The sequence below is a fragment of the Glutamicibacter sp. NPDC087661 genome, assembly GCF_044743275.1.
Lineage (GTDB): Bacteria > Actinomycetota > Actinomycetes > Actinomycetales > Micrococcaceae > Glutamicibacter.
Genome location: NZ_JBIUWE010000003.1, coordinates 178,049 through 198,485, shown reverse-complemented (window position 1 = coordinate 198,485; position 20,437 = coordinate 178,049). Strand labels below are relative to the sequence as shown.

Below are 20,437 nucleotides of genomic sequence, written 5' to 3'. Positions count from 1 at the left end.
TTGACTGCATGGCGAACATTGGAATGATCACCCTTGATGCCCTTGACGAGAAAGCTGCCTCGGCTTGGTGGAGGGCTGTTCTGGGCGGGAAATATCTGGGCCAGTACCCGGGGTTCACCATGATCAGCGTCCCTGGCTTCAGCGCGAGGTTGGGGTTCCAAAAAGTTGATGAGATCACTGCCGGCAAGAACCGGGTTCATCTCGACTTGGAAGCAAGCACCAGCCGCGAGCAGGAAGTCGCCCGTTGCACAGCCGCTGGCGCAACACGCGTTGAGGACCACACCGAAGATCCCAGTTTTGGCTGGACCATTATGCGCGATCCTTACGGAATCGTCTTTTGCATTTCCGACCCACACGAGGACTGAGGACATGTCGCTGTTCGCCAGGAAATCATCGGAGGCTTCGACTCACCGGGTGCAGATCCATTTTGCCCAGCCGATGACCGAACGCCTGCGCAAAGATCATGAAGCGGGCCTGCTCGATACATTGTTGCCCAAATACAAGTCTTCCGGAACCATCATCAGCGCCAAGACCACATTGGACGCGGCCGAGGAGCCGATCTCCAGCGACATTGACCTTGAAGTGGCCACCCCCGAACCGAAGAAGCTGTTTTCCGAATTGCTCTCTTCGCTCATCGATGGAGGACTTGGGCATGGTTCCTGGCTGATTATTGATGGACAACGCACCGAAGTAGGCGGCAGTGAGTACGTTTTGCTTCGAACCAGGCTTGGGGCCGAATCGGAATCGGATCTGGAGCCAACAGTCAGGGCCCTGCAGCATGCATTGGGTGACGGCGAAATCGGATGGCATGAGGATGTCTACTACCGGCATGATGGCCCGGTGTTCGTTTACAACGGCGACTCCGCCCAAGCCATCATCCACGCATTGGAAACAGAACTGGTGAAGCACCCGTTGCTGGGCAACGCAGAGATCCTTTCGGTTTCCCCGCAACAGTAAAAGGACTCGATGGAACTCTCCACCACTAAGGTGCCTTCCGAGGAACAAATACTCTCGCTCTACAACGCGGTGGGCTGGAGCGCCTATACAGACAACCCAGACGTACTATTTGAGGGCCTGAAGAATTCAGCATGCGTAATCTACGCCTACGACGTAGACCACCAGTTAATCGGCCTTGTGCGCGTGGTCTCGGATAATGCCACCATCTGCTACGTCCAGGACATCCTGGTGCGTCCATCTACGCATCGCACCGGCGTAGGCCGTGCTTTGTTCTCTGCCGTACTAGTGAAATATGAGCATGTGCGTCAGCTGGTCCTGATCACCGATGATGAACCCGGGCAACGTGCCTTCTACGAATCCATGGGGCTCACGGAAGCGTCGGATTTCCGTCCCGGTGCGATCCGGACCTTTGCCAAATTCTCGTAACAGCTCTCCCTTCGCTGCCTGGCCTGTATAGACTGACCATTCATCGATAATGAGGAGTTATTCTTGCGCACCCGTTCGGTCATTGCCCTGTCATCGTTGGCTTTGCTTCTAGCAGGGTGCAATGCAGCTCCCGAACAAGCAGCGCCAGCCGATTCGACGGCGGCTTCCGTCGCTGGCTCCACTCCGGAGGCACAGCCCGCGGCCGAAACCGGTGAACCCGGTGAAACCGCCCCCGAGCCTGGACCCGCGGAGTTGGACGCCAACGCCAATTCGGGACAGGCCTGGGCAGATTCCAAAATTGAGATGTGGAAAGAAAACTCTGGCATCAAGTCCACCAAAGGCTTCTTGTATCCCTACAACCTAATGACTTCTTGGGAATCTCCAGCACCTGGTGCCATCAATATCTTCTTGGATAACAGCATGAAGTTTGGAACCCAGATGCGGGAAAGCTACGAAACCAACGAGGATGAGCTGCGCATGATGGGCCGAATCATGTTCGAAAGCGTAGGCGAGGCCTCGCCGGAATTGGAATCCGTCACCTTCGCTACTGAAGACGGCAATAACTCAGGAACTTTCACCCGGGCTCGTACTGGTGCCGATCCCGAGGACCGCAAAGCCTGGGCCTCGGAAAAGTACACGCAGTGGCTGTCCGCCATGAACGATACCTACAAATCCCTATGCGGCGCTGAAATCACTGAGCTGGAAATCTACCGCACATGCCTGCCCGCTGACCCCCACGCCTACGTTGAGAAAGTCGAGTCGCCTGCGCTTGGCGAACTCGTCGTCACCCTCGCAGACGGTCCATGGATCGACGGCGAATACGACATGCCCGCATCGATCTTCGTCTCGGGAAATATGATGCTCAAGATCAACGAGCGTGCGGCAACCGGCGAAAAAGTTGAAAAGCTGACGGTACTGGCCAGAAATGGCGATGACACCGATACGGCACTCCGCAAGGACTGGGAAATGTAGTTCATTTCCTTTCATGATCAGTTGATGGGCCCTCAGCCCCTAGGGTGGTACCTATGACCCAAGAACTCTCCATTCCATACGAAGACCTGGAACTCAGCGCGCTCTGGGACCGCGCAAAGGCGGCGAAGGCCGTCATCATGCTCGCACACGGTTCAGGTGCTGGAAAGGATCATGACTTCATGGCCGGCTTTGCGCTAGCCGCTGCGAATCTGGGTGCCAGCGTCCTGCGTTTTAATTTCCCCTACATGGACGCTGGAAAGAAGTTTCCCGATAAAGCGCCAGCTGCGGTCGCAGTGTGGCACCAGGTCCGCCGTTGGGTTGAAGAAAACTTGGCTGAAGGCCTGCCAATCTTCACAGCGGGAAAGTCCTTTGGCGGGCGCATCGCTTCCCTGTCAGTTGCCGAGGGCATGCCATCGGCAGGGTTGATCTTCCTGGGGTACCCGTTGCACGCGCCTAAGAAGGAAGAGAAGCTACGCGATGAGCATCTCTACCCGATTGCGGTGCCGATGCTTTTCCTCGAAGGCACCCGCGATCCCTTTGCCAACCCCGAAAAGATGGAAGAAGTCACCAGCAAGCTGAACCAGGACAGCGAACTTTCCTGGTTCGAAGGTGGCAACCATTCCTTCAAGGTAGCCCGCTCCGGCCGCACCGTTGCCCAGGATGGCGCGTGGCTGGCGGAAACTGCTCTTGCCTTCATCTCCAAGCACATCGCATAGTCCAACGGTCCTAGTCCACCTGCTTTTCCAGGAATCGGTAGACCTCGGTTTCGTCTACCCCGGGAAAGGCTCCGGTTGGCATGGCCGCCAGCAAGTGGGTATTGGCGCGCGTAGCCGGCCACGCATTGCCGAACCACTGGCTGGATAGGTCAGCAGGTGGACGGCGGCAGCAGTTCTCGTCCGGGCAGGTGGATTGGCAGCGCTCCTTGGTATCCCGCCCGCGGAACCACTTCACATGCTCAAAAGGCACGCCAATGGACAAGGAGTACAGCCCCGAGGAATGGCGCTCGGTGCGCGCCGTGCACCAGAAGGTCCCATTGACGGTATCGGTGTACTGCTCGAAGGAACGGAACTTATCCATCTGCTCGAAGACCACGCGACTTGTCCAATACCGGCAAATGGTCTGGCCTTCAATGGCACCGGTGTGATCGGCTGGAAAGTTCACTCGGTCATTCTCATAAGCCTTGTGCAAGATGCCCGATTCGTGGACCTTCTGGAAGTGGCAGGTCATCCCCAGATGCTCGGTGGCAAGGTTGGTGAACCGGTGGGCTGCGGACTCATAGGACACGGCGAAAGCATCGCGCAGATCCTCGATGGCCAACTCACGGTTGTTCTTAGCTCGCCGCAAGTAGTCCACCGTGGACTTTTCCGGCATCATCAACGCCGCGGCAAAGTAGTTGGTCGCGACCCTCTGCGAGAGGAAATCGAAATAATCGGTTGGAGTCCTATGACCCAATACGTGATGCCCTAGCGCCTGCAGCAACACCGAACGAGGATCATGTTCCGAGCGGTTCGCCTGCGTCAGATAGATACGCTTGTTCTTCTGGTCAGTCACCGAACGCGTGGAATGCGGAAGATTGCCCACAAAGCGCAGGCTGAATCCCAGATGCTCGGCGATATCTGCTGCACGATGATGCGAGAGCGGCCCTGAATCGTGGCCAACTGCAGAGAGGACTTTGGCGGCTTCCTGCTCGATATCCTTGTAGTAGTTGTTGCGTTGGCGCATCTCATGGCGCAACGCGGTATTGGCCCGACGGGCTTCTTCAGGGGTCGCGGCCTGCTCGTTCAGGCGGCGTTCCAATTCATGCTGCAGTCCCACCAGGGATTCCAGGACGTCCATGGGCAGACGCGTGCCAACACGAACGGTAGGCAATCCCAAGGACTCGTACAGTGGACCGCGTTGGGCACGTTCCAATTCGATCTCCAAAGCAGCACGGCGCGATGGCGGTTCGGTGCCCAGCAGATCGTCGACTCCAACCCCCATGGCTCCAGCCAGGGACTTAAGCAGCGATAGCTTCGGTTCGCGCTTGCCGTTTTCAATCAGCGACAACTGGCTCGGCGCGGTGTCAACGAGCGCCGAGACATCATCCAAGGTCAGTTGCTTGCCCTTGCGCAGAAAGCGGATTCTGCGGCCGAGAGCAATGGCGTCGAGTTCTGTATCTTCGCTGCCAGCGCCATTGCCGGCTGAGTTCACTGAGCGATTCCATGTGGTTGCAGTCACATGACAAGGTTATGCCAAGGATCGTGAAAATTTCTAGATCTTCCGGATTCAACCCGTAATTCAATCGCCCAGCAGGGACGCGGAAGCAAATATTCACGGTTCTTTCCTTGCTTCCCCGGCGAGCTACTCTCAACAAATGCACAGCCTTTCTGCGGAATCTTCAGCGAAGCGCAAACGTTGAAACTACAAAGAGATCCCGCAAGGAGCACCATGCACGCAGTCTCCACCCGCCCCCTACCGGCCCCGCGCCATGCCCACGATCCACCCCGGACTTTGGTCATCGTCGGCACCGATGGCGCAGGCAAAAGCACCACTATTGAAGCTTTAGTACAGCAGCTGCGCAACGATCGCATTCAGGCTCGTAGGCTCGCAAACGTCGCCGCGCGGAGCTGGCTTACCAAATTCTCTCGCGCCCTGGGAATCACGTTCCCGACTTTCACCCAGGATTTCTTCGAAACTTCCATTCGCAGCTTCAATGTTGCCCGCAATATGCTTTTCGCGGCCCGCTCTCCCGGACTCAGCGTGATGGACCGGCACCTGTATTGCCAATTAGTGCTGCGGCGCTTACGTGGCCATCCTCCGGGACTGCTTCTCCCCTGGCTTGCGGCGAAAAGTACCGAGCACGCGAGAATTGTCCTGCTCGACATCGACCCCATCCTTGCCTTTGAGCGGATCAATTCCCGTGGCAAAGACGACGAAAGCATGGAGTATCTCAGGGACAGTCGAAATGAGTATCTGCGCCTTGCGCAAGTGCACGGTTGGATAACTCTTGATGCCTCGCTGCCCACATCCCAGCTGGTTGAACAACTTCGCTTGGTCATCGGCAAGTAGACTCGTCCCATGAGCGAAGCACAAGCATCTTTTGCACCGGGTTCCATTCTCGAATTGGCGCAAAGCACCAAGAAGCAATGGGAGCTAGGGCAGGTCCGGCTCATTGCGAGCGGCATTCTGGCGCAGGACGGAACGTTGCGGTCCAGCGAACTGCGGGAATCAACCTGGCAACTGTCGATTCGCTCTATCGAGAAATCTGCAGCCTTCACTCCGTCGCCTTCGGCTCAAGTCTTCACGTTGATCGCCGGCGATTTCGTGCAGCTGGATGTAGACGGGCAAGAGCACGGATTGGAACCGCTGCGCCCGTTGAAATTCGAAACGAGAAATTCTGTCCAGGCGAGCCAGCCCGCCGAAGAACTGCTCATCGTGCACGTGGCCGCCATTCCAGAGCAGGTACGACCCACCGTTCGCATTGTCGAGCTGTCCAAAAAGCGCGAGCAATACCTCTTTGATGGGCAACTGGGCCTTTTGGTCCAGGGCTCCGCCAAGCTCTTGCTCGGCGACAGCGAACAGTCGCTGAACCTGCGTGACACCGTCGTTGGCTCTGACGCCGGTGAACCACGCATCTCCGGCCGCGGTTTCATGGCTGTGGTTTCTTTCGACCAGCCCTAGCCCGTTCCGGCTCAATCAGCCATGGTCGCAAGATCCATAAATCTTCGCACTCAGAAACTGCACTGCCGGCCAAGAATATCGGCCATAGCGACAAGTCCAGGCCCCCATCTGGCAAAAGCCAGCTACCAGTCCAGACTCTGATACTTCACGTTTCCTGGCCCGATACACAACGCCTGCCGTGGCGAATCAGCACCTGCGGTTTCCATAAAATCCCAGCTCATCAGTGATTCGCCGATTCTCGCAGACCCCGGAATCGGTCTGCTTTGGCTTCGCCCTTATCTAGGCTTGCTGTTAAATTTCACTCTTCTTCGCTAGGGATTGATTCAATATCGGCAAATTTCCATGCCTTGACTCACATTCAGCGCAAGAAGCGATAAATTTCCATTTTTGTGAAGAAGTGAAAATCTTAATTCAAAAAACCTCTGTTGAAGCCCTCGCACCTGCGGAAAAGTAGTTGTCACGAAGAAGTTCACAAGATCACCTTCCGATCGACATGAACCCGCAGCTTGTGCGAAGGAGCCAAGGCAATGACTACTGAAAACGCCAACGAAATCTCGATCGACAACCGCATCGCAGCCATCGAGAGCGACTGGGAAAACAACCCCCGCTGGAACGGCGTAACCCGCGACTACAGCGCTGCCGACGTCGTGAAGCTCCAGGGCCGGGTCCAGGAAGAGCACACCTTGGCCAAACGCGGATCCGCGAAGCTGTGGAAGCAGCTCACCGAGGAAACCCCCACCGGCGGCTACACCAACGCGTTGGGCGCACTGACCGGCAACCAGGCAGTGCAGCAAGTCAAGGCCGGCCTTCGGGCCATCTATCTTTCGGGCTGGCAGGTAGCAGCGGATGCCAACCTTTCAGGCCAGACCTACCCGGACCAGTCGCTGTACCCGGCCAATTCGGTTCCCCAGGTCGTGCGCCGCATCAATAACGCATTGCAGCGTGCAGACCAGATCGAGTTCTCCGAAGGCATCCAGACCGTCGAAGACTGGATGGTGCCCATCGTCGCTGATGCAGAAGCCGGCTTCGGCGGCCCGCTGAACGCCTACGAACTGATGAAGTCCATGATCACCGCTGGCGCATCGGGCGTCCACTGGGAAGACCAGCTGGCCAGCGAAAAGAAGTGCGGCCACCTCGGCGGCAAGGTGCTGATCCCGACCCAGCAGCACATCCGCACCCTGAACGCGGCCCGCCTGGCCGCCGACGTGGCTGGCACCCCTTCCGTAGTTATCGCCCGCACCGACGCTGAAGCGGCAACGCTGATCACCTCGGATGTCGATGAACGCGATCAGCAGTTCATCACCGGCGAGCGCACCCCGGAAGGCTTCTACAAGGTCACCAACGGCATCGAGCCATGCATCGCCCGGGCCAAGGCCTACGCACCGTACTCGGACCTGATCTGGATGGAAACCGGCACCCCTGACCTGGAGCTGGCCCGCAAGTTCGCCGAAGCGGTCAAAAAGGACTTCCCGGACCAGATGCTTTCCTACAACTGCTCGCCGTCATTCAACTGGAAGAAGCACCTGGACGATGCGACCATCGCCAAGTTCCAGCGCGAACTAGGCGCCATGGGCTTCAGCTTCCAGTTCATCACCCTGGCCGGATTCCACGCATTGAACCACTCGATGTTCGACCTGGCCTCCGGCTACGCGAAGGACGGCATGAGCGCCTACGTCGAATTGCAGGAACGCGAATTCGCTTCCGAGGCCGCCGGCTACACCGCCACCAGGCACCAGCGCGAAGTCGGCACCGGCTACTTCGATGCGATCTCCACGGCGCTGAACCCTAACGCCTCAACCCTGGCCTTGGTGGGATCCACCGAAGAAGGCCAATTCCATTAGACCCTGATGGGTCGATGGTGCTAGCCGGCAAAGGCGCCGGCTAGCACCAGCACCATTTCCAAGATTTTTAAGGACGCTGCCATGAACTCCCCCATCACCCTGAACAACATCACCATTACCGCTACCCCCGTTCGCTACCAGGAGCAGATCCTGACCAGCGAGGCCCTGGACTTCCTTTCGGCCCTGCACACCGCATTCGAACCGCGCCGTGCCGAGTTGATGCAGCGCCGCCAGGTCAACCGGGCGCGCATTGCCAATGGCCGCGATCCGAAGTTCCTGGACGAGACCCGCGCTATTCGCGAAGACGATTCATGGCAGGTCGCCCCGATCGCTCCGGGGCTGGAAGATCGCCGAGTGGAAATCACCGGCCCGATCGAACGCAAGATGGCTATCAATGCGCTGAACTCCGGGGCCAAGGTCTGGCTGGCCGACATGGAGGACGCTTCCTCGCCAACCTGGCAGAACGTCATCAAGAACCAGGTCAACCTGATCCGGGTGCTGGATCAGGACCTGGACTTCACCGCACCGGATGGCCGCGAGTACAAGCTGAACAGCTACGATCTGCAGCAGCTGCCAACCATCGTGGTTCGTCCCCGCGGCTGGCACCTGCCGGAGAAGCACCTGCTGGTTGCCGGCACCCCGATGTCCGGTGCGCTGGTGGACTTCGGACTGCACTTCTTCCACAACGCCAAGCGCCTGCTGGCAGCCGGACGCGGCCCGTACTACTACCTGCCGAAGCTGGAGAACCATCTGGAAGCACGGTTGTGGAACGACGTGTTCAACATGGCCCAGGATCTGATGGATATCGAGCGCGGCACTATCCGTGCCACCGTGCTGATCGAGACCATCACCGCCGCATTCGAGATGGAAGAGATCCTCTACGAGCTGCGCGAGCATTCCTCGGGGCTCAATGCTGGCCGCTGGGATTACATCTTCTCGATTATCAAGAACTTCCGTTCCCGCGGACCGCGCTTCGTCTTCCCGGATCGCGACACCGTGACCATGACCGCCCCGTTCATGCGGGCCTACACCGAGCAGCTGGTGCGTGCCTGCCACCGCCGCGGGGCTTCGGCCATCGGCGGGATGAGCGCATTCGTTCCCAACCGCAAGGACGCCTCGATCAACGAGCTGGCCTTCGGCAAGGTCCGCGAGGACAAGGCCCGCGAAGCAGCTGATGGCTTCGACGGCTCCTGGGTTGCCCATCCCGACCTGGTTTCGGTTGCCCGGGAGGTGTACGACGAGGTGCTCGGCGAGAACCCCAACCAGTTGCAGCGCACCCGCGAAGATGTCGAGGTTTCCGGCCCGGCCCTGCTGAACATCGAGAGTGTCACCGGCAAGATCACCGAACGCGGCATCCGCGACAACATCGAGATCGGCATCCGCTACATCGAGTCCTGGCTGCGCGGCAACGGTGCTGTGGCGCTGCGCAACCTGATGGAAGATGCTGCTACCGCCGAGATCTCCCGTTCGCAGCTGTGGCAGTGGATCCACCAGTCGGCGATCACCGATGAGGGCGAGATCATCACCCGTCGCTGGGTCCAGGAACTGGCCGAGGAGACCATGGAGGGGTTGGAGCGCTTCGAGGGTGATCGCTTCGAGGAAGCCGTGGAAATCTTCGAAGCTTGCGCCCTGCGCGATGACTTCCCGACCTTCCTGACCAAGAACGCCTACCTGCGCTACCTGGATGCGCCAGCCCGCACCCTGGAAATGGCAGGTTAGGCAGTACCCGAGACCCGGCCGATAGAAAACAGTCGTCCCTGAACGTCGGCCACGCAAAGCGGCATTCATCCGTTGGTAACCAGTCCAGCGGGTGGATGCCGATTTGCGTGTGCGGTGGCTAGGCTGTAGCCATGGCTTTCCAGTTCAAGAACCCGGCCGAGGACCTGTGGCAGCCCGATCTGCTGGGCGAGGATTTCTCGCAACGGCCGCTGCCGATGTCGGACGGTTCGACCGCGACGTTGATCAGGCACCGTCCGCGCAGAACGCTGCGCCTGCCGCCGCCATTGCGCGGGATCGCGGTGCTTTATGTGCATGGCTGGTCGGACTACTTCTTCCAAAAAGAGCTCGCCGAGTTCCTCAGCGATGCCGGAGCGGATTTCTACGCACTGGACCTGCGCCATTATGGACGGAACTTGCCGGTAGACCAGGCCACCAAAATCGCCGAGCACAGAAGCCCGGGCTTCACCACCGACCTGGAGGAGTACTTCGAGGAATTCGACGCGGCCCACCGCATCATTTCCAGCGCGCATCCGGGAACCCGCTTTGTCCTGCTCGCCCACTCCACTGGCGGGCTCAGCGCTTCGCTGTATGCGGCAGCCAACCCGCAGAAAGTTGATGCGCTGGCGCTGAACAGCCCGTGGCTGGAATTCCAGGCCAGCGAGATCGGGCGCACCGCCTTGGCGAGGATCGTCCAGGCGGCCAGCAGCCGCAACCCCCACCGCTTCTTGCCGACGGTGGATCCAGGGTTCTACACCCGCACGGTCTCCAGCCAGTTTTCCGGCGAATGGGATTACGATCTGGGTTGGCGCCCGGTCAACGGCTTCAAACTCACCGCGGGTTTCATCTCTGCCGTCTTCAATGCGCAAGCCAAGGTGAAGAAGGGGCTGGATCTCCAGATGCCCACCCTGGTGATGCTTTCGGCGGAAGACTATTTGCTGCCACGCTGGCACGACACCGCCACCCGCGCCGACGTGGCCTTGAATGTGCAGGTCGTCGCCCAGCGCAGCATCGACCTAGGCCGGGAACTGCATTTGGTGCGCCTGCCCGGCGCGCTGCACGACGTGTTCCTCTCCTCGCCAAAGATCCGCTCCAAGGCCTACATGGCGTTGGGCTCATGGCTTGCGGTCGTCAAGAACCGGCAGCGTGATTCGCTGGTGGCCTCCAGCATCCGCCGGATTGTTCCTTCCGGCATCTAGTGCGGCTTAGCCCGCGACCTTGCTGGGCACCTGGTCATTGACCAGTTCCAGCTGCCAATCGCCGGGCTCATTGCCGATGATGGCAACCGAGCCATTGCGGATGGTGTCCAGCTTGTAGCCGGCGAAGTGCGAGAGCGTGTAGCGGATAATGGTGCCGTGGCAGATTACCGCGACGTTCTTGCCCGGGTAGTCTGCTGCAATCTGGTTGATTGCGCGCAGGCCACGGTCAACTACAGATTCCAGTGGTTCAATTCCGCCACCGTTCTTGTCCGGCCATAGCGCCAGCGCTTCGGCCTCAACCATGCCCTCGCCCTGGGCGTAGTCGCGCTCGATCAGCAGGTCGTAGCTAGGACCCAGTTCCAGTCCCAGACCGTCGGCGATGATCTGTGCCGTCTCGCGTGCACGAGAGAGCGGCGAGGAAACGATAGCGTCCCATTGGCCGCCGTCCAGCACCGAGACAGCCTCGCGGGCTTGGGCTCGCCCGGTGTCGTTCAGAGGGATGTCGCTGGAACCTTGCAAGCGGCCTTCGAGGTTCCATTGCGTCTGTCCGTGGCGGACGAATCCAAGTTTCATGAGCCCATTCTCCCACCCGGCAGGTGGCCAACAGCAACCGCTGGTGGCCAAGCTCACGATAGATCTGCAACACTTAAGCGCGTCATGGCTGCCTGGAGCGCATAAGATTTTCACGGCTGTGCCCTGCCTTTGGCGCGGGCCCGTCCCCATCGAACGCACCCCTTATAGGATCCGAGCATTACTATCGTGAACGAAATAAAGGCGTCTCTCGCCCGCGGGCTGACTGCCCGCCACATCCGCTTCATGGCCCTCGGCTCAGCTATCGGAACGGGCCTTTTCTACGGCTCCTCTTCTGCTATCCAGGCTGCTGGCCCTGCCGTCCTCTTCGCATACATGATTGGCGGCGCTGCCGTTTTCATTGTCATGCGTGCCATGGGCGAGATGGCTGTCAAGCATCCGGTTTCCGGATCCTTCGCTCACTACGCTTCGCGCTACCTGGGCCGCTTCGCCGGCTTCGTCACCGGCTGGACCTTTGCCTTTGAAATGGCCATTGTCGCGATCGCCGATGTGACCGCGTTCGGCATCTACATGGGCTTCTGGTTCCCGCAGGTGGCGCAGTGGATCTGGGTGCTGGCGGTCGTCCTGCTGATCGCTTCGATCAACCTGATGAAGGTCAAGGTCTTCGGTGAAACCGAATTCTGGCTGGCTATCATCAAGGTGACCGCAATTATCGCCATGATCATTGGTGGCGCCGCCCTGATCATCTTCGGCTTCAACGCCCCTGAGACCGAAACCGCAACCGGCATCGCTACCTTGATGAGCGCTGGCACCCTGTTCCCCAACGGCTTCGTGGGCCTGCTGCTCTCGTTCTCCGTCGTGATGTTCGCCTTCGGCGGCATCGAAACCATCGGCATCACCGCTGGTGAAGCAGCTGATCCTGCCAAGTCGGTTCCAGCCGCCATCAATACCGTGCCATGGCGCATCCTGCTCTTCTACGTAGCTTCGCTGGCCGTAGTCATGATGCTCTTTGACTGGCGCCAGATCGACGGCTCAGCTTCGCCATTCGTGCAGATTTTCGACGGCCTGGGCATCCCGGCCGCCGCCCACGTGCTCAACGCCGTGGTGATCACCGCAGCCGTTTCGGCGATCAACGCCGATACTTTTGGGGCTGGCCGCATGCTCTACGCCATGTCCGAGATCGGCCATGCTCCGAAGTCCTTTGGCCGCATCTCACGTAACGGCGTGCCGTGGATGACCGTGGTCATCATGGCCATTGTGCTGCTGGTCGGCGTGGTGCTCAACGCCCTGCTCCCGGAGTCGCTGTTCACCATCATCGCTTCCATCGCTACCTTCGCCACCGTCTGGGTGTGGATCATGATTCTGACTTCGTACCTGGCCATGCGACGCAAGGAAGCCGCTGCGGGCCGCGGACCGGCCGTCGCCCGTGAATACGCTGTGCCCGGCGGCACCGTTGCCGTATGGATCGCTTTGGCCTTCATGGTCTTCGTTGTCGTGCTCTTGGCCCTGAGCTCGACGACGCGTGTAGCCCTGTACACCGGAATCGCATGGCTCGTGCTTCTGGCCGTTCTCTTCAAGCTGCTGGTACGCCCAGCGGCACCGATCAAGCAGGACAGCGACTCCTTGCTGGGCTAGCCACCGCGCAATAAAATATGCCTGGTTTCGCATAAAGTGAAGCCAGGCATATTTTTTATGTCTTTCTACTTGTTCCCGGTGGAGGGTCCGGCCTGAGGCTCCGAGGGCGCACCCAGGCCATGGGGTGTGCGCAGCTCCTGGAACAACGCCAGGCTGGCCCACGCGAGCATGCCGCCTGCGACGATCCACAAGCTGCCGAGCCCCAGCCGCAGGTAGGCCAAGACGCCACCCAGGGAACCCATGGTGATCATCAGCCAAAGCACTGCGTAGCGCATCCATAGCATCCGGTAGCCGCCGCGGTCCGATCCGGTGGCCAACCCGATGATTGCTCCACCGAGTGCCTGCCCGAGCTTGACCAACGTGCCGGTCATGTACGTCAGGCCCAGGGAAACCTCTCCCGAACGAGTGTAGGAAACATTGACCACGCCCATCGCGGCGGCCAGCAGCAGAGCCGTCAGCTGCGGCAAGAAATTCCCGGAGATGGCCGCAGAGAGCAGCAGTGCCGCACTGGAATACATGGCCACTGGCCGGCGCAGCCTATCGAGCCGGAAGGTAACCAGCGTTGCGAGGATGACACCTGCGACAAAGCAGCCCACCAAGGACATCGCCATCGCCCATCCGGCAAAGTCCCCTGTCATCAGCGCCGCGGAGGAACGTGTGGAGTTTCCCGACATGAAGGAGAGGAAGTAGCCGCCGAAGTGCACGAATCCGACGCCATCAACAAAGCCTGCCATCGCCGTAATCGTTCCGGCGAAGAGGATTCCGCGCCATCGAAGGTTCTTTGCCACTTGCCCTGCTTTCTCTCGCCATCAGCACCATCCGGTTTCCGTAGGAGCCCTGCCATTATCTCCCCCGAAATCAGCAGCTGCGAATAAGGAATGCCCGGTGAGCAAAAGTTGTTACCTCAAGCATGAGCGAAAATACTGCTGTCCAGTCCCCGGAAGACAAGCGCATCCGCGTGGATATCTTCTCCGATATTGCCTGCCCTTGGTGCTTCATCGGCAAGCGCCGCTTTGAGCGGGGTGTCGAGGCGTTCGAATACTCCCAGAACGTGGATGTCTACTGGCACTCGTACCAGCTGGACCCGAGCCTGCCTGAGAACTATGACGGCAGCGAGGCCGAATACCTCTCCAAGATGAAGGGACTGGGCCAGGAACAGGTCGCCCAAATGCTTGACCATGTCACCGCCCAGGCTGCTGCCGAAGGATTGAACTACGACTTCGCCAACTTGAAGGTCGCTAATTCCTTCACTGCACTACGCGTACTGGAATACGCCAAGAAGCATGGTGCCGGAAAAGAGATGAAGGAAGCGCTGCTTTCTGCCCACTTCGAGAAGGGCCTGAACACCGGAGACCTAGAAACGCTGCTCGAACTGGCCGGAACGCTGGGGCTGGATACCTGGGAACTGCGTGCGAAGCTCTCGTCCGGATCCTACGTTGAGGAAGTCAACGCAGATATCGTCCAGGCACGCGAGCTGGGCATCAGCGGTGTTCCTTTCTTCATCATTGATGGAAAGTACGGCATTTCCGGCGCCCAGCCAGCCGAGGTCTTCGCAAATGCGCTGGCCCAAGTGCATTCCGGAGATGTGCAGGCCCCGTAGCCAGCTATTTGCTGCAGACCAGCTTGCCTTCAGAAGTATCGAGTTTGCGTTCTTTTTCCAGGCCGTCGAACTTCTCCCCCAGCGCCAGGTCCACCCGGCTGCCCCACTTCTTTTCGTCGTAGATGAAAACGATGCCGGGGATCTGGCGCTGCACGGTGAAAGCCTGGGCATAGCCATCAGGCCCGGCAATGACCGCGCCAGTGGTTTCGGAGAGCGACTTCCACCCGGAAGTCAGCGACGAAATCTTGAAGCCACGCTTTTCCAGTGCCTCGGCAGTGTCACCCGCAAGACCCGAAATATCGGTAGTGTTCAGCACGCGTATTTCGACATCTGAAGGTTTTTGGTACTTGAAATCGATGGCCGGGCACTTGGGGTTTTCGATTTTCGTCTCGCTTGGCTTCGGGCTCGCAACGGCGGCAGGCTCGCCACCCAACTTCAGCGTTCCATTGAAAACGAGTACGGCGCCGGCCAAAACCGCGATCACCAGCAGGGCCATCACGGAGAAAACAATGTTCTGGCGTTTGCGGGCACGCCGCTTAGCCTGGCCGTCCGAGCTGAAACTTAATTCTTGCTCGTCGACAATATGCGCACCGTGCCATTGCCCCGGGTCATCGCGATCACGCATCATTCCACCTTGCTCTGGTCAGCCTTCGGCAGCTGCTGGCCTGAAGGCGACGTCATCGTCATCCTCGTGGCGCTAGCTTATCTAACTAGCGTCCAGATCCAATATGCGTGCGTGTATTACCGAGCGATGATGAAGCGCCGAGCGCAGCGCGCGGTGCATCCCATCCTCCAGATACAACACGCCCCGATAGCGCACTACATGCGGGAACAAGTCGCCATAGAAGGTGGAATCCTCAGAGAGCAATGTTTCAAGATCCAAGGTGGCTTTGGTGGTGACCAAGTCAGCTAGTTTCACTTGCTGCGGGGGAAGTCCGCTCCAATCACGCGCCGAAGAATAGCCGTGGTCCGGGTATGGACGGCCTTCACCTACCGCTCGAAAAATCACTATTCAAGCATACGGACAAACTCTCCAGACCCACAGACCTGCAGATCAGGCGCTAGTTGGCAGGCCGCAGGAAGGCCACTTCCCGAGACGGCGCCGATTGAGCCGGGTGGCAGCCGGACTCGCCGCGCAGTTGCCGGGCGAATGCTACACGCGAACGCGAATAATCAGACACGCAATGCGAAAAAGCAAGGATTGTTACGCCAAGGGAAACTTGGAGGAACCGGGCGTAACTTTAGCTGGTAACAATCGCGTCATAAGGTGCACTCTGGGTTTATGAACAACGTAGTCACCGAGATCCCACTGCTCGATATTTCTACCGCACGCAATGCTGACGGCTCCTTCAACAAGGATTTCGTTGCCGCGATTCGCGACGCCGCACACCGCGTCGGCTTCTTCCAGATCGTCGGATACAGCGCATATGCCGGGCAGGACCAGGAACTGCTCGACACCATCGCAGAATTCTTCCAGAAGCCCGTTGAGCAGAAAATCAAGCTCGATAACCGCAATAGCGCCCAGTTCCGCGGCTACACCCGGATGGGCACCGAAATCACCCGCGGCCGCGCCGATGCCCGCGAACAGATCGACTACGGACCGGAACGCGAGACGTTGGCGGTCGTTCCCGAGGACAAGCCGTACTTGAACCTGCAGGGCCCGAACCAGTTCCCTGCCGATTTCCCCCAGCTCGAAGAGCGCGCCATGGCGTGGGCCGAGCTGATGAACAAAACCGGCCACGAGCTGCTTTCGGCCATCGCTGTGGGGCTGGGCTTGCCCGAAGGCCACTTCGACGAGCCATTCGCCAACACCCCGTCATGGATGGGCAAGTTGGTGCACTACGTTTCGGGCGACGTCGTACCAGAGTCGGGCAACCAGGGCGTTGGCCTGCACGCCGACTACGGCTTCGTCACCCTGCTGCTGCAGGACCAGGTTGGAGGGCTGCAGGTGCAACCCTACGGCCAGGAAGAGTGGATCGAGGTGCCGCCGACCCCGGGTGCATTGGTAGTGAACCTCGGGGAGATGCTCGAAGTCGCGACCAACGGCTACCTGATGGCCACCATCCACCGCGTCATTGCGCCACCAGCTGGCGTTGACCGCTACTCGGTGCCGTTCTTCTACTCCCCTCGACTGGATGCAGTGATCGACAAGGTCGAACTGCCAGCCGAGCTGGCTGCCGAAGCTCGCGGCGTCTCCGATGATCCGGAAAACCCAATGCTGGCTTCCTACGGCGCCAACGTGCTCAAGGGATGGCTGCGAGCCCACCCGCAGACCGCGGCCATCCACTACCCAGAGCTGGCCAAGGGGCGCAAAAGCGCCTAGGCCGTGAGCTTCTGCAGGGATCAGGAGCTGCACGCGCAAAACCTGTTGGCGTCGAGCTGGTGAGAGATTACCGGCCCGGCGCCAATAGGCATTTAAAGCGCCTCGCTTATTCGACGCCGGAAAGCACGCAGAATTCGTTGCCTTCAGGATCAGCCATCACGATCCAGCTCTCGTCCTCCCGCTGGCCCACATCGGCGTAGCTGGCCCCCAAAGAGATCAGGCGATCAGCTTCTTCTTGCTGCTGGGCGTTTTGAGGACGCAGGTCCAGATGGAGGCGATTCTTGATGCTCTTGGTTTCGGGCACTTGCGCGAACGTCAATTTCAGCCCGCCCGGGCCTTGGGATTTGGACCCAATACTGACCAAGCCGGCTTCTTCTTCCAATACGTCATAATTCAGCGCTTCGCACCAGAACCTCGCCACCAGCATCGGGTTCGCGCAGTCGACGGCGATTTCGCTCAATACACTTGCCATAGTCTTACCTTGCCGAAAGATTGCTGAACAGTTGCCACGGATACTACCCGCCAGGTTCTTGCAATGCCGGTAAGCGCAAAAAAATAATGTCCCGCCTCAGCGTTTTCACGATGAGCCGGGACATTAAATTCGGCGGAGGATAGGGGATTTGAACCCCTGAGGGCGTTAACCCAACACGCGTTCCAGGCGTGCGCCATAGGCCGCTAGGCGAATCCTCCTCAGTTTGCTCCGTGGAGCAGGATCCAGCATATCTAAATTCTCGCTCAATCACGAATCGGACGTTTCCACGTTGCTTCCCAGCTCATTCTTGAGGCGCCAAACCCCTGAAATTCGGTAATTTTGCACCTTTTCACCATCCCGATCTTTTCTTCAAAGGCTGCCGTTTGAACAGATCAATACTGTAAACATGAGTAAAAGAGAGGTATTTCACAGCCAAGACGACCCTCGCCGACTGCCCATCAGCCCGCCCGGAACAAGGAGCATCCCCGGAATCGATGGTCTTTGGGCCGCGAACCTGGACAAAGACAATCTCTTTACCCAGATCGCCGCTACCGCCATAAACCTCTATGACCAGTCGCCGGTCACTGCATCCGCCCAGGGCCTGGAGCGGCTGAAGACCATTGCCCGGCTGCACAGCATGCTGGATGCTGCCGAGGCAGCGGTGTTGGCCGATAGCTACGAATATTCGGTCGCCGAGACAATCAGCCACGGAACCCAAGAGCCGCTGCTGGATGACCCTGGCACAACGGAAGAAACAGCTGAAACTCATTCTGCCTACTTCTACGGTGTCAATCGCTCCGACGAGTCGCTGATCCGTTCTTCCTTTGTTGCCGAGGCATCGGTGGCAATGCGCTCCTCGGAAAAGAAAATCCAGGACAAGTTGTTCTTCGCCGAAGGACTGCGCCATCTTTGCGCAGACACTTTGGACGCCCTGAGCGTCGGTGAGATCACGACCAGATCCGCGCAGGAGATCGTCAAGCACTCTCAGGATCTGGCACCCGATGACGTGGCACTAATGCAACGAACCTTGCTGCCGATAGCGCGGCAGGCCGCTGACTCCGCGATAGCCCTACGTGCCAGGAAAATGCGTGAGCGATTGCATCCAAAGCCCATTGAAGAACGCCACAAGAAAGGTGCGGAGGACCGCAAGATCACCTATTGGCACGAGGCCAATGGAATGAGCGTGATTCAGCTGCATCTGCCGGTGGAAAAGGCGTTGGGCATTATCAATACGGTCAATTGGCATGCCGTACGCAATGTTGATCCAGCTGATAATCGGACCGAACAGCAACGACGGCTGGACATTGTTTGCGATGCGTTGCTCGATGGTTGGCCCGCAACCGAAGGGACCCCGCTCAAAGCTCGTGTAGCTGTCACGATTCCTGCGCTGGAAATGCTGGCCAACCCTAAACGCGCACTAGCTGACCTTGAGGGCTTCGGGCCGATCCCAGTAGGGACAGCGCTGCTGATCGCAAAAGACGCCCCGTCTTTCATCAAGGTGCTCACCGATCCTTGGTCAGGGGCAGCTATAGACGTTGGCCGCGAAAAGTACCGTCCGTCCAAGGCGCTGCGTGATCTGCTGCGAAATCGGGATATCGTCTGCCGCTTCCCCGGGTGCAATCGGCCCGCCGAAGCATCCGAGATTGACCACATCGATGCATGGGCAAAGGGCGGGCACACCACGCGCAGCAATACGCATTTATTGTGCAAGCGGCATCAGATGTTCAAGCACGTGCTGGGATGGCAAGCCACCTATCTTCCGGACGGTTCAGTGAACTGGCGCTCCCCCAACGGCATGATCTGTGTTGAGCTTCCCGGCAGCGTCACCAGCGTCCAGAACTTCGACTTCGAGAAGGAGCAGACGCCCATGTTGCCTACCGTCCAGCTCAATGACCGCGTTCGACGCGTACTTGGGTGGCTAGAACCGCCTGAAGAAGCGACCGGCTGAGGACGAACAGCATTTTTGGTCAAGATCTCTGAGCCATGATTTGCAAGCTGAGAGCAAGCGCACGCCTGCCGATTTTCATCCAAGCGCCAACCTCGGGTAGTATTTTTGGTGACCCCTCGTGTGGTGTCATCCTGTTGAACTCCCCCAGGACCGGAAGGTAGCAAGGGTAGATGGGCTCTGGCAGGTGCATGAGGGGTCTTTTACTTTCTTACGCAAGCCGAATGGAGTCCACGTGGGCGCTGGCCGTTTCGCCCCTAGCCCCTCGGGGCCACTCCACCTTGGCAATTTGCGCACGGCCATCCTCGCTTGGCTTTTCGCCCGCTCCTCGCAACGCAAATTCCTACTGCGCATTGAAGACTTGGATCGTGTTCGTTCCGGCGCCGAAGCCACCCAAATTGCTGAATTATCGTCCTTGGGCCTTGAATTCGACGGCGAAATCCTCCGACAGTCCGACCGCCTTCCGATTTATCTCCAGGCCGTTGAGCGGCTCAAGGCCCGCGGCTTGGTCTATGAATGCTTCTGCTCGCGCAAGGACATCGCCGAAGCCGGAAGTGCTCCGCATGCTGCGCCCGGCGCCTACCCGGGAACCTGCCGCGATCTGAGCGCCAGCGAACGCTCGGCTAAAGCACAGAACCGTCCAGCCGCCTTGCGACTGCGTTCAGAAGTGAACGAATTTTCTGTTCATGACGAACTATTCGGCGATTACACCGGTGCGGTAGATGATTTCGTCCTGATCCGCAACGATGGAGCTCCCGCCTACAACCTTGCGGTTGTCGTCGACGATGCGTTCTCAGGCATCGACCAGGTCGTGCGCGGAGATGATTTGCTCTCTTCTGCGCCGCGGCAGGCCTATCTGGCAACGCTACTGGGCTACACGGTCCCGGCCTACGCGCACGTACCGCTGGCACTGAACACCAAGGGCCAGCGCTTGGCTAAACGCGACGGTGCAGTAACACTCGAAGAGATCACCGAACAAGGTGTGCATCCAGCCAACGTTGTGGCGATTTTGCTAGAGTCATTGGGCTTGCCCAGCACAAGTTTGCAGGCAGCCCTGGAAGCTTTCGATCCGGCGAATCTGCCACGTGAACCGTGGACCGTCGAACCATTGAATATTGTCCAACAGCTGATGCCTAAAGCATCAGGCAACTGATAGGGAA

General features: G+C 58.9%; 21 protein-coding genes, 1 tRNA gene and 1 other RNA gene. 16 read left to right on the top strand and 7 right to left on the bottom strand.

The genetic code is table 11. The features are described from left to right. Nucleotides 1–23 precede the first annotated feature (23 nt). The 5 genes from ACIOTN_RS10215 (at nucleotide 24) to ACIOTN_RS10195 (ending at nucleotide 3,071) form a co-directional block, all read left to right on the top strand. A complete protein-coding gene (locus ACIOTN_RS10215) occupies nucleotides 24–365 on the top strand; it encodes a VOC family protein (protein WP_402735296.1) in 342 nt (113 codons plus the stop codon). Nucleotides 366–369: 4 nt separating this feature from the next. Next, nucleotides 370–957, top strand: a complete 588-nt coding sequence (locus tag ACIOTN_RS10210) for a hypothetical protein (RefSeq protein ID WP_402735295.1) — start codon at nucleotides 370–372, stop codon at nucleotides 955–957. A gap of 9 nt (nucleotides 958–966) precedes the next feature. After that, complete coding sequence (locus ACIOTN_RS10205) at nucleotides 967–1,383, top strand: GNAT family N-acetyltransferase (RefSeq protein ID WP_105658613.1); 417 nt, start codon at nucleotides 967–969, stop codon at nucleotides 1,381–1,383. Between the two features lie 420 nt (nucleotides 1,384–1,803). Beyond that, nucleotides 1,804–2,355 carry a hypothetical protein gene (locus ACIOTN_RS10200; protein WP_402735294.1) on the top strand — a complete coding sequence of 184 codons (552 nt, stop codon included), beginning with the start codon at nucleotides 1,804–1,806 and terminating at the stop codon, nucleotides 2,353–2,355. 53 nt (nucleotides 2,356–2,408) lie between these two features. Continuing rightward, nucleotides 2,409–3,071 carry an alpha/beta family hydrolase gene (locus tag ACIOTN_RS10195; RefSeq protein WP_402735293.1) on the top strand — a complete coding sequence of 221 codons (663 nt, stop codon included), beginning with the start codon at nucleotides 2,409–2,411 and terminating at the stop codon, nucleotides 3,069–3,071. A 10-nt stretch (nucleotides 3,072–3,081) separates the two neighbouring features. Here ACIOTN_RS10195 and ACIOTN_RS10190 read toward each other — a convergent pair whose 3' ends face one another. Then, on the bottom strand, nucleotides 3,082–4,545 hold the full coding sequence (locus ACIOTN_RS10190) for a helix-turn-helix transcriptional regulator (protein ID WP_181148926.1): 1,464 nt from the start codon (nucleotides 4,543–4,545) through the stop codon (nucleotides 3,082–3,084). Between the two features lie 237 nt (nucleotides 4,546–4,782). Between ACIOTN_RS10190 and ACIOTN_RS10185 the strand changes: the two genes are divergently transcribed. The 5 genes from ACIOTN_RS10185 to ACIOTN_RS10165 all read left to right on the top strand — a co-directional run bounded on the left by ACIOTN_RS10185 (nucleotide 4,783) and on the right by ACIOTN_RS10165 (nucleotide 10,771). Next, the gene (locus ACIOTN_RS10185; protein WP_133834353.1) at nucleotides 4,783–5,403 is read left to right on the top strand and encodes an AAA family ATPase; all 621 of its coding nucleotides are present in this window, start codon (nucleotides 4,783–4,785) and stop codon (nucleotides 5,401–5,403) included. A gap of 9 nt (nucleotides 5,404–5,412) precedes the next feature. Beyond that, a complete protein-coding gene (locus ACIOTN_RS10180) occupies nucleotides 5,413–6,015 on the top strand; it encodes a HutD family protein (RefSeq protein ID WP_105659179.1) in 603 nt (200 codons plus the stop codon). A 527-nt stretch (nucleotides 6,016–6,542) separates the two neighbouring features. Further along, nucleotides 6,543–7,856: an isocitrate lyase gene (gene aceA, locus ACIOTN_RS10175; protein ID WP_402735292.1), complete on the top strand. Its 1,314-nt coding sequence runs from the start codon at nucleotides 6,543–6,545 to the stop codon at nucleotides 7,854–7,856. Between the two features lie 81 nt (nucleotides 7,857–7,937). Continuing rightward, the gene (aceB, locus tag ACIOTN_RS10170; protein ID WP_105659181.1) at nucleotides 7,938–9,575 is read left to right on the top strand and encodes a malate synthase A; all 1,638 of its coding nucleotides are present in this window, start codon (nucleotides 7,938–7,940) and stop codon (nucleotides 9,573–9,575) included. 131 nt (nucleotides 9,576–9,706) lie between these two features. Then, on the top strand, nucleotides 9,707–10,771 hold the full coding sequence (locus tag ACIOTN_RS10165; RefSeq protein WP_402735291.1) for an alpha/beta hydrolase: 1,065 nt from the start codon (nucleotides 9,707–9,709) through the stop codon (nucleotides 10,769–10,771). Nucleotides 10,772–10,777: 6 nt separating this feature from the next. On the opposite strand, the gene ACIOTN_RS10160 is transcribed toward ACIOTN_RS10165, so the two are convergent. After that, nucleotides 10,778–11,344, bottom strand: coding sequence for a histidine phosphatase family protein (locus ACIOTN_RS10160; RefSeq protein WP_105659183.1), 567 nt, complete (start codon nucleotides 11,342–11,344; stop codon nucleotides 10,778–10,780). A gap of 186 nt (nucleotides 11,345–11,530) precedes the next feature. On the opposite strand from ACIOTN_RS10160, the gene ACIOTN_RS10155 reads away from it, so the two are divergent. Then, nucleotides 11,531–12,937, top strand: coding sequence for an amino acid permease (locus ACIOTN_RS10155; RefSeq protein ID WP_402735290.1), 1,407 nt, complete (start codon nucleotides 11,531–11,533; stop codon nucleotides 12,935–12,937). A gap of 65 nt (nucleotides 12,938–13,002) precedes the next feature. Here the strand turns inward: ACIOTN_RS10155 and ACIOTN_RS10150 are convergent, their stop codons facing one another. Then, nucleotides 13,003–13,725 carry a YoaK family protein gene (locus ACIOTN_RS10150; RefSeq protein ID WP_402735289.1) on the bottom strand — a complete coding sequence of 241 codons (723 nt, stop codon included), beginning with the start codon at nucleotides 13,723–13,725 and terminating at the stop codon, nucleotides 13,003–13,005. Between the two features lie 122 nt (nucleotides 13,726–13,847). Here ACIOTN_RS10150 and ACIOTN_RS10145 point away from each other — a divergent pair, with 122 nt between their 5' ends. Continuing rightward, nucleotides 13,848–14,537: a DsbA family protein gene (locus ACIOTN_RS10145; RefSeq protein ID WP_402735288.1), complete on the top strand. Its 690-nt coding sequence runs from the start codon at nucleotides 13,848–13,850 to the stop codon at nucleotides 14,535–14,537. Between the two features lie 4 nt (nucleotides 14,538–14,541). Here ACIOTN_RS10145 and ACIOTN_RS10140 read toward each other — a convergent pair whose 3' ends face one another. Beyond that, complete coding sequence (locus tag ACIOTN_RS10140; protein WP_105662411.1) at nucleotides 14,542–15,165, bottom strand: LytR C-terminal domain-containing protein; 624 nt, start codon at nucleotides 15,163–15,165, stop codon at nucleotides 14,542–14,544. Between the two features lie 78 nt (nucleotides 15,166–15,243). Further along, nucleotides 15,244–15,546, bottom strand: a complete 303-nt coding sequence (locus tag ACIOTN_RS10135; protein ID WP_105659188.1) for a type II toxin-antitoxin system VapB family antitoxin — start codon at nucleotides 15,544–15,546, stop codon at nucleotides 15,244–15,246. Nucleotides 15,547–15,819: 273 nt separating this feature from the next. Here ACIOTN_RS10135 and ACIOTN_RS10130 point away from each other — a divergent pair, with 273 nt between their 5' ends. Then, nucleotides 15,820–16,860 carry an isopenicillin N synthase family oxygenase gene (locus tag ACIOTN_RS10130; RefSeq protein WP_105659189.1) on the top strand — a complete coding sequence of 347 codons (1,041 nt, stop codon included), beginning with the start codon at nucleotides 15,820–15,822 and terminating at the stop codon, nucleotides 16,858–16,860. Nucleotides 16,861–16,966: 106 nt separating this feature from the next. Here ACIOTN_RS10130 and ACIOTN_RS10125 read toward each other — a convergent pair whose 3' ends face one another. Together ACIOTN_RS10125 and ACIOTN_RS10120 are read right to left on the bottom strand one after the other, a co-directional pair. Then, nucleotides 16,967–17,332: a VOC family protein gene (locus ACIOTN_RS10125; RefSeq protein ID WP_105659190.1), complete on the bottom strand. Its 366-nt coding sequence runs from the start codon at nucleotides 17,330–17,332 to the stop codon at nucleotides 16,967–16,969. A gap of 133 nt (nucleotides 17,333–17,465) precedes the next feature. Next, nucleotides 17,466–17,550 (bottom strand) — tRNA-Ser (locus ACIOTN_RS10120). 188 nt (nucleotides 17,551–17,738) lie between these two features. Between ACIOTN_RS10120 and ACIOTN_RS10115 the strand changes: the two genes are divergently transcribed. The 3 genes from ACIOTN_RS10115 (at nucleotide 17,739) to gluQRS (ending at nucleotide 20,430) form a co-directional block, all read left to right on the top strand. After that, nucleotides 17,739–19,280 (top strand): DUF222 domain-containing protein, encoded by a 1,542-nt coding sequence (locus tag ACIOTN_RS10115; RefSeq protein WP_402735287.1) that lies wholly within the window; start codon nucleotides 17,739–17,741, stop codon nucleotides 19,278–19,280. Between the two features lie 107 nt (nucleotides 19,281–19,387). Next, nucleotides 19,388–19,484, top strand: an RNA gene (gene ffs / locus ACIOTN_RS10110) — signal recognition particle sRNA small type. Between the two features lie 28 nt (nucleotides 19,485–19,512). Beyond that, nucleotides 19,513–20,430, top strand: coding sequence for a tRNA glutamyl-Q(34) synthetase GluQRS (gene gluQRS / locus ACIOTN_RS10105; RefSeq protein ID WP_402735286.1), 918 nt, complete (start codon nucleotides 19,513–19,515; stop codon nucleotides 20,428–20,430). Nucleotides 20,431–20,437 lie beyond the last annotated feature (7 nt).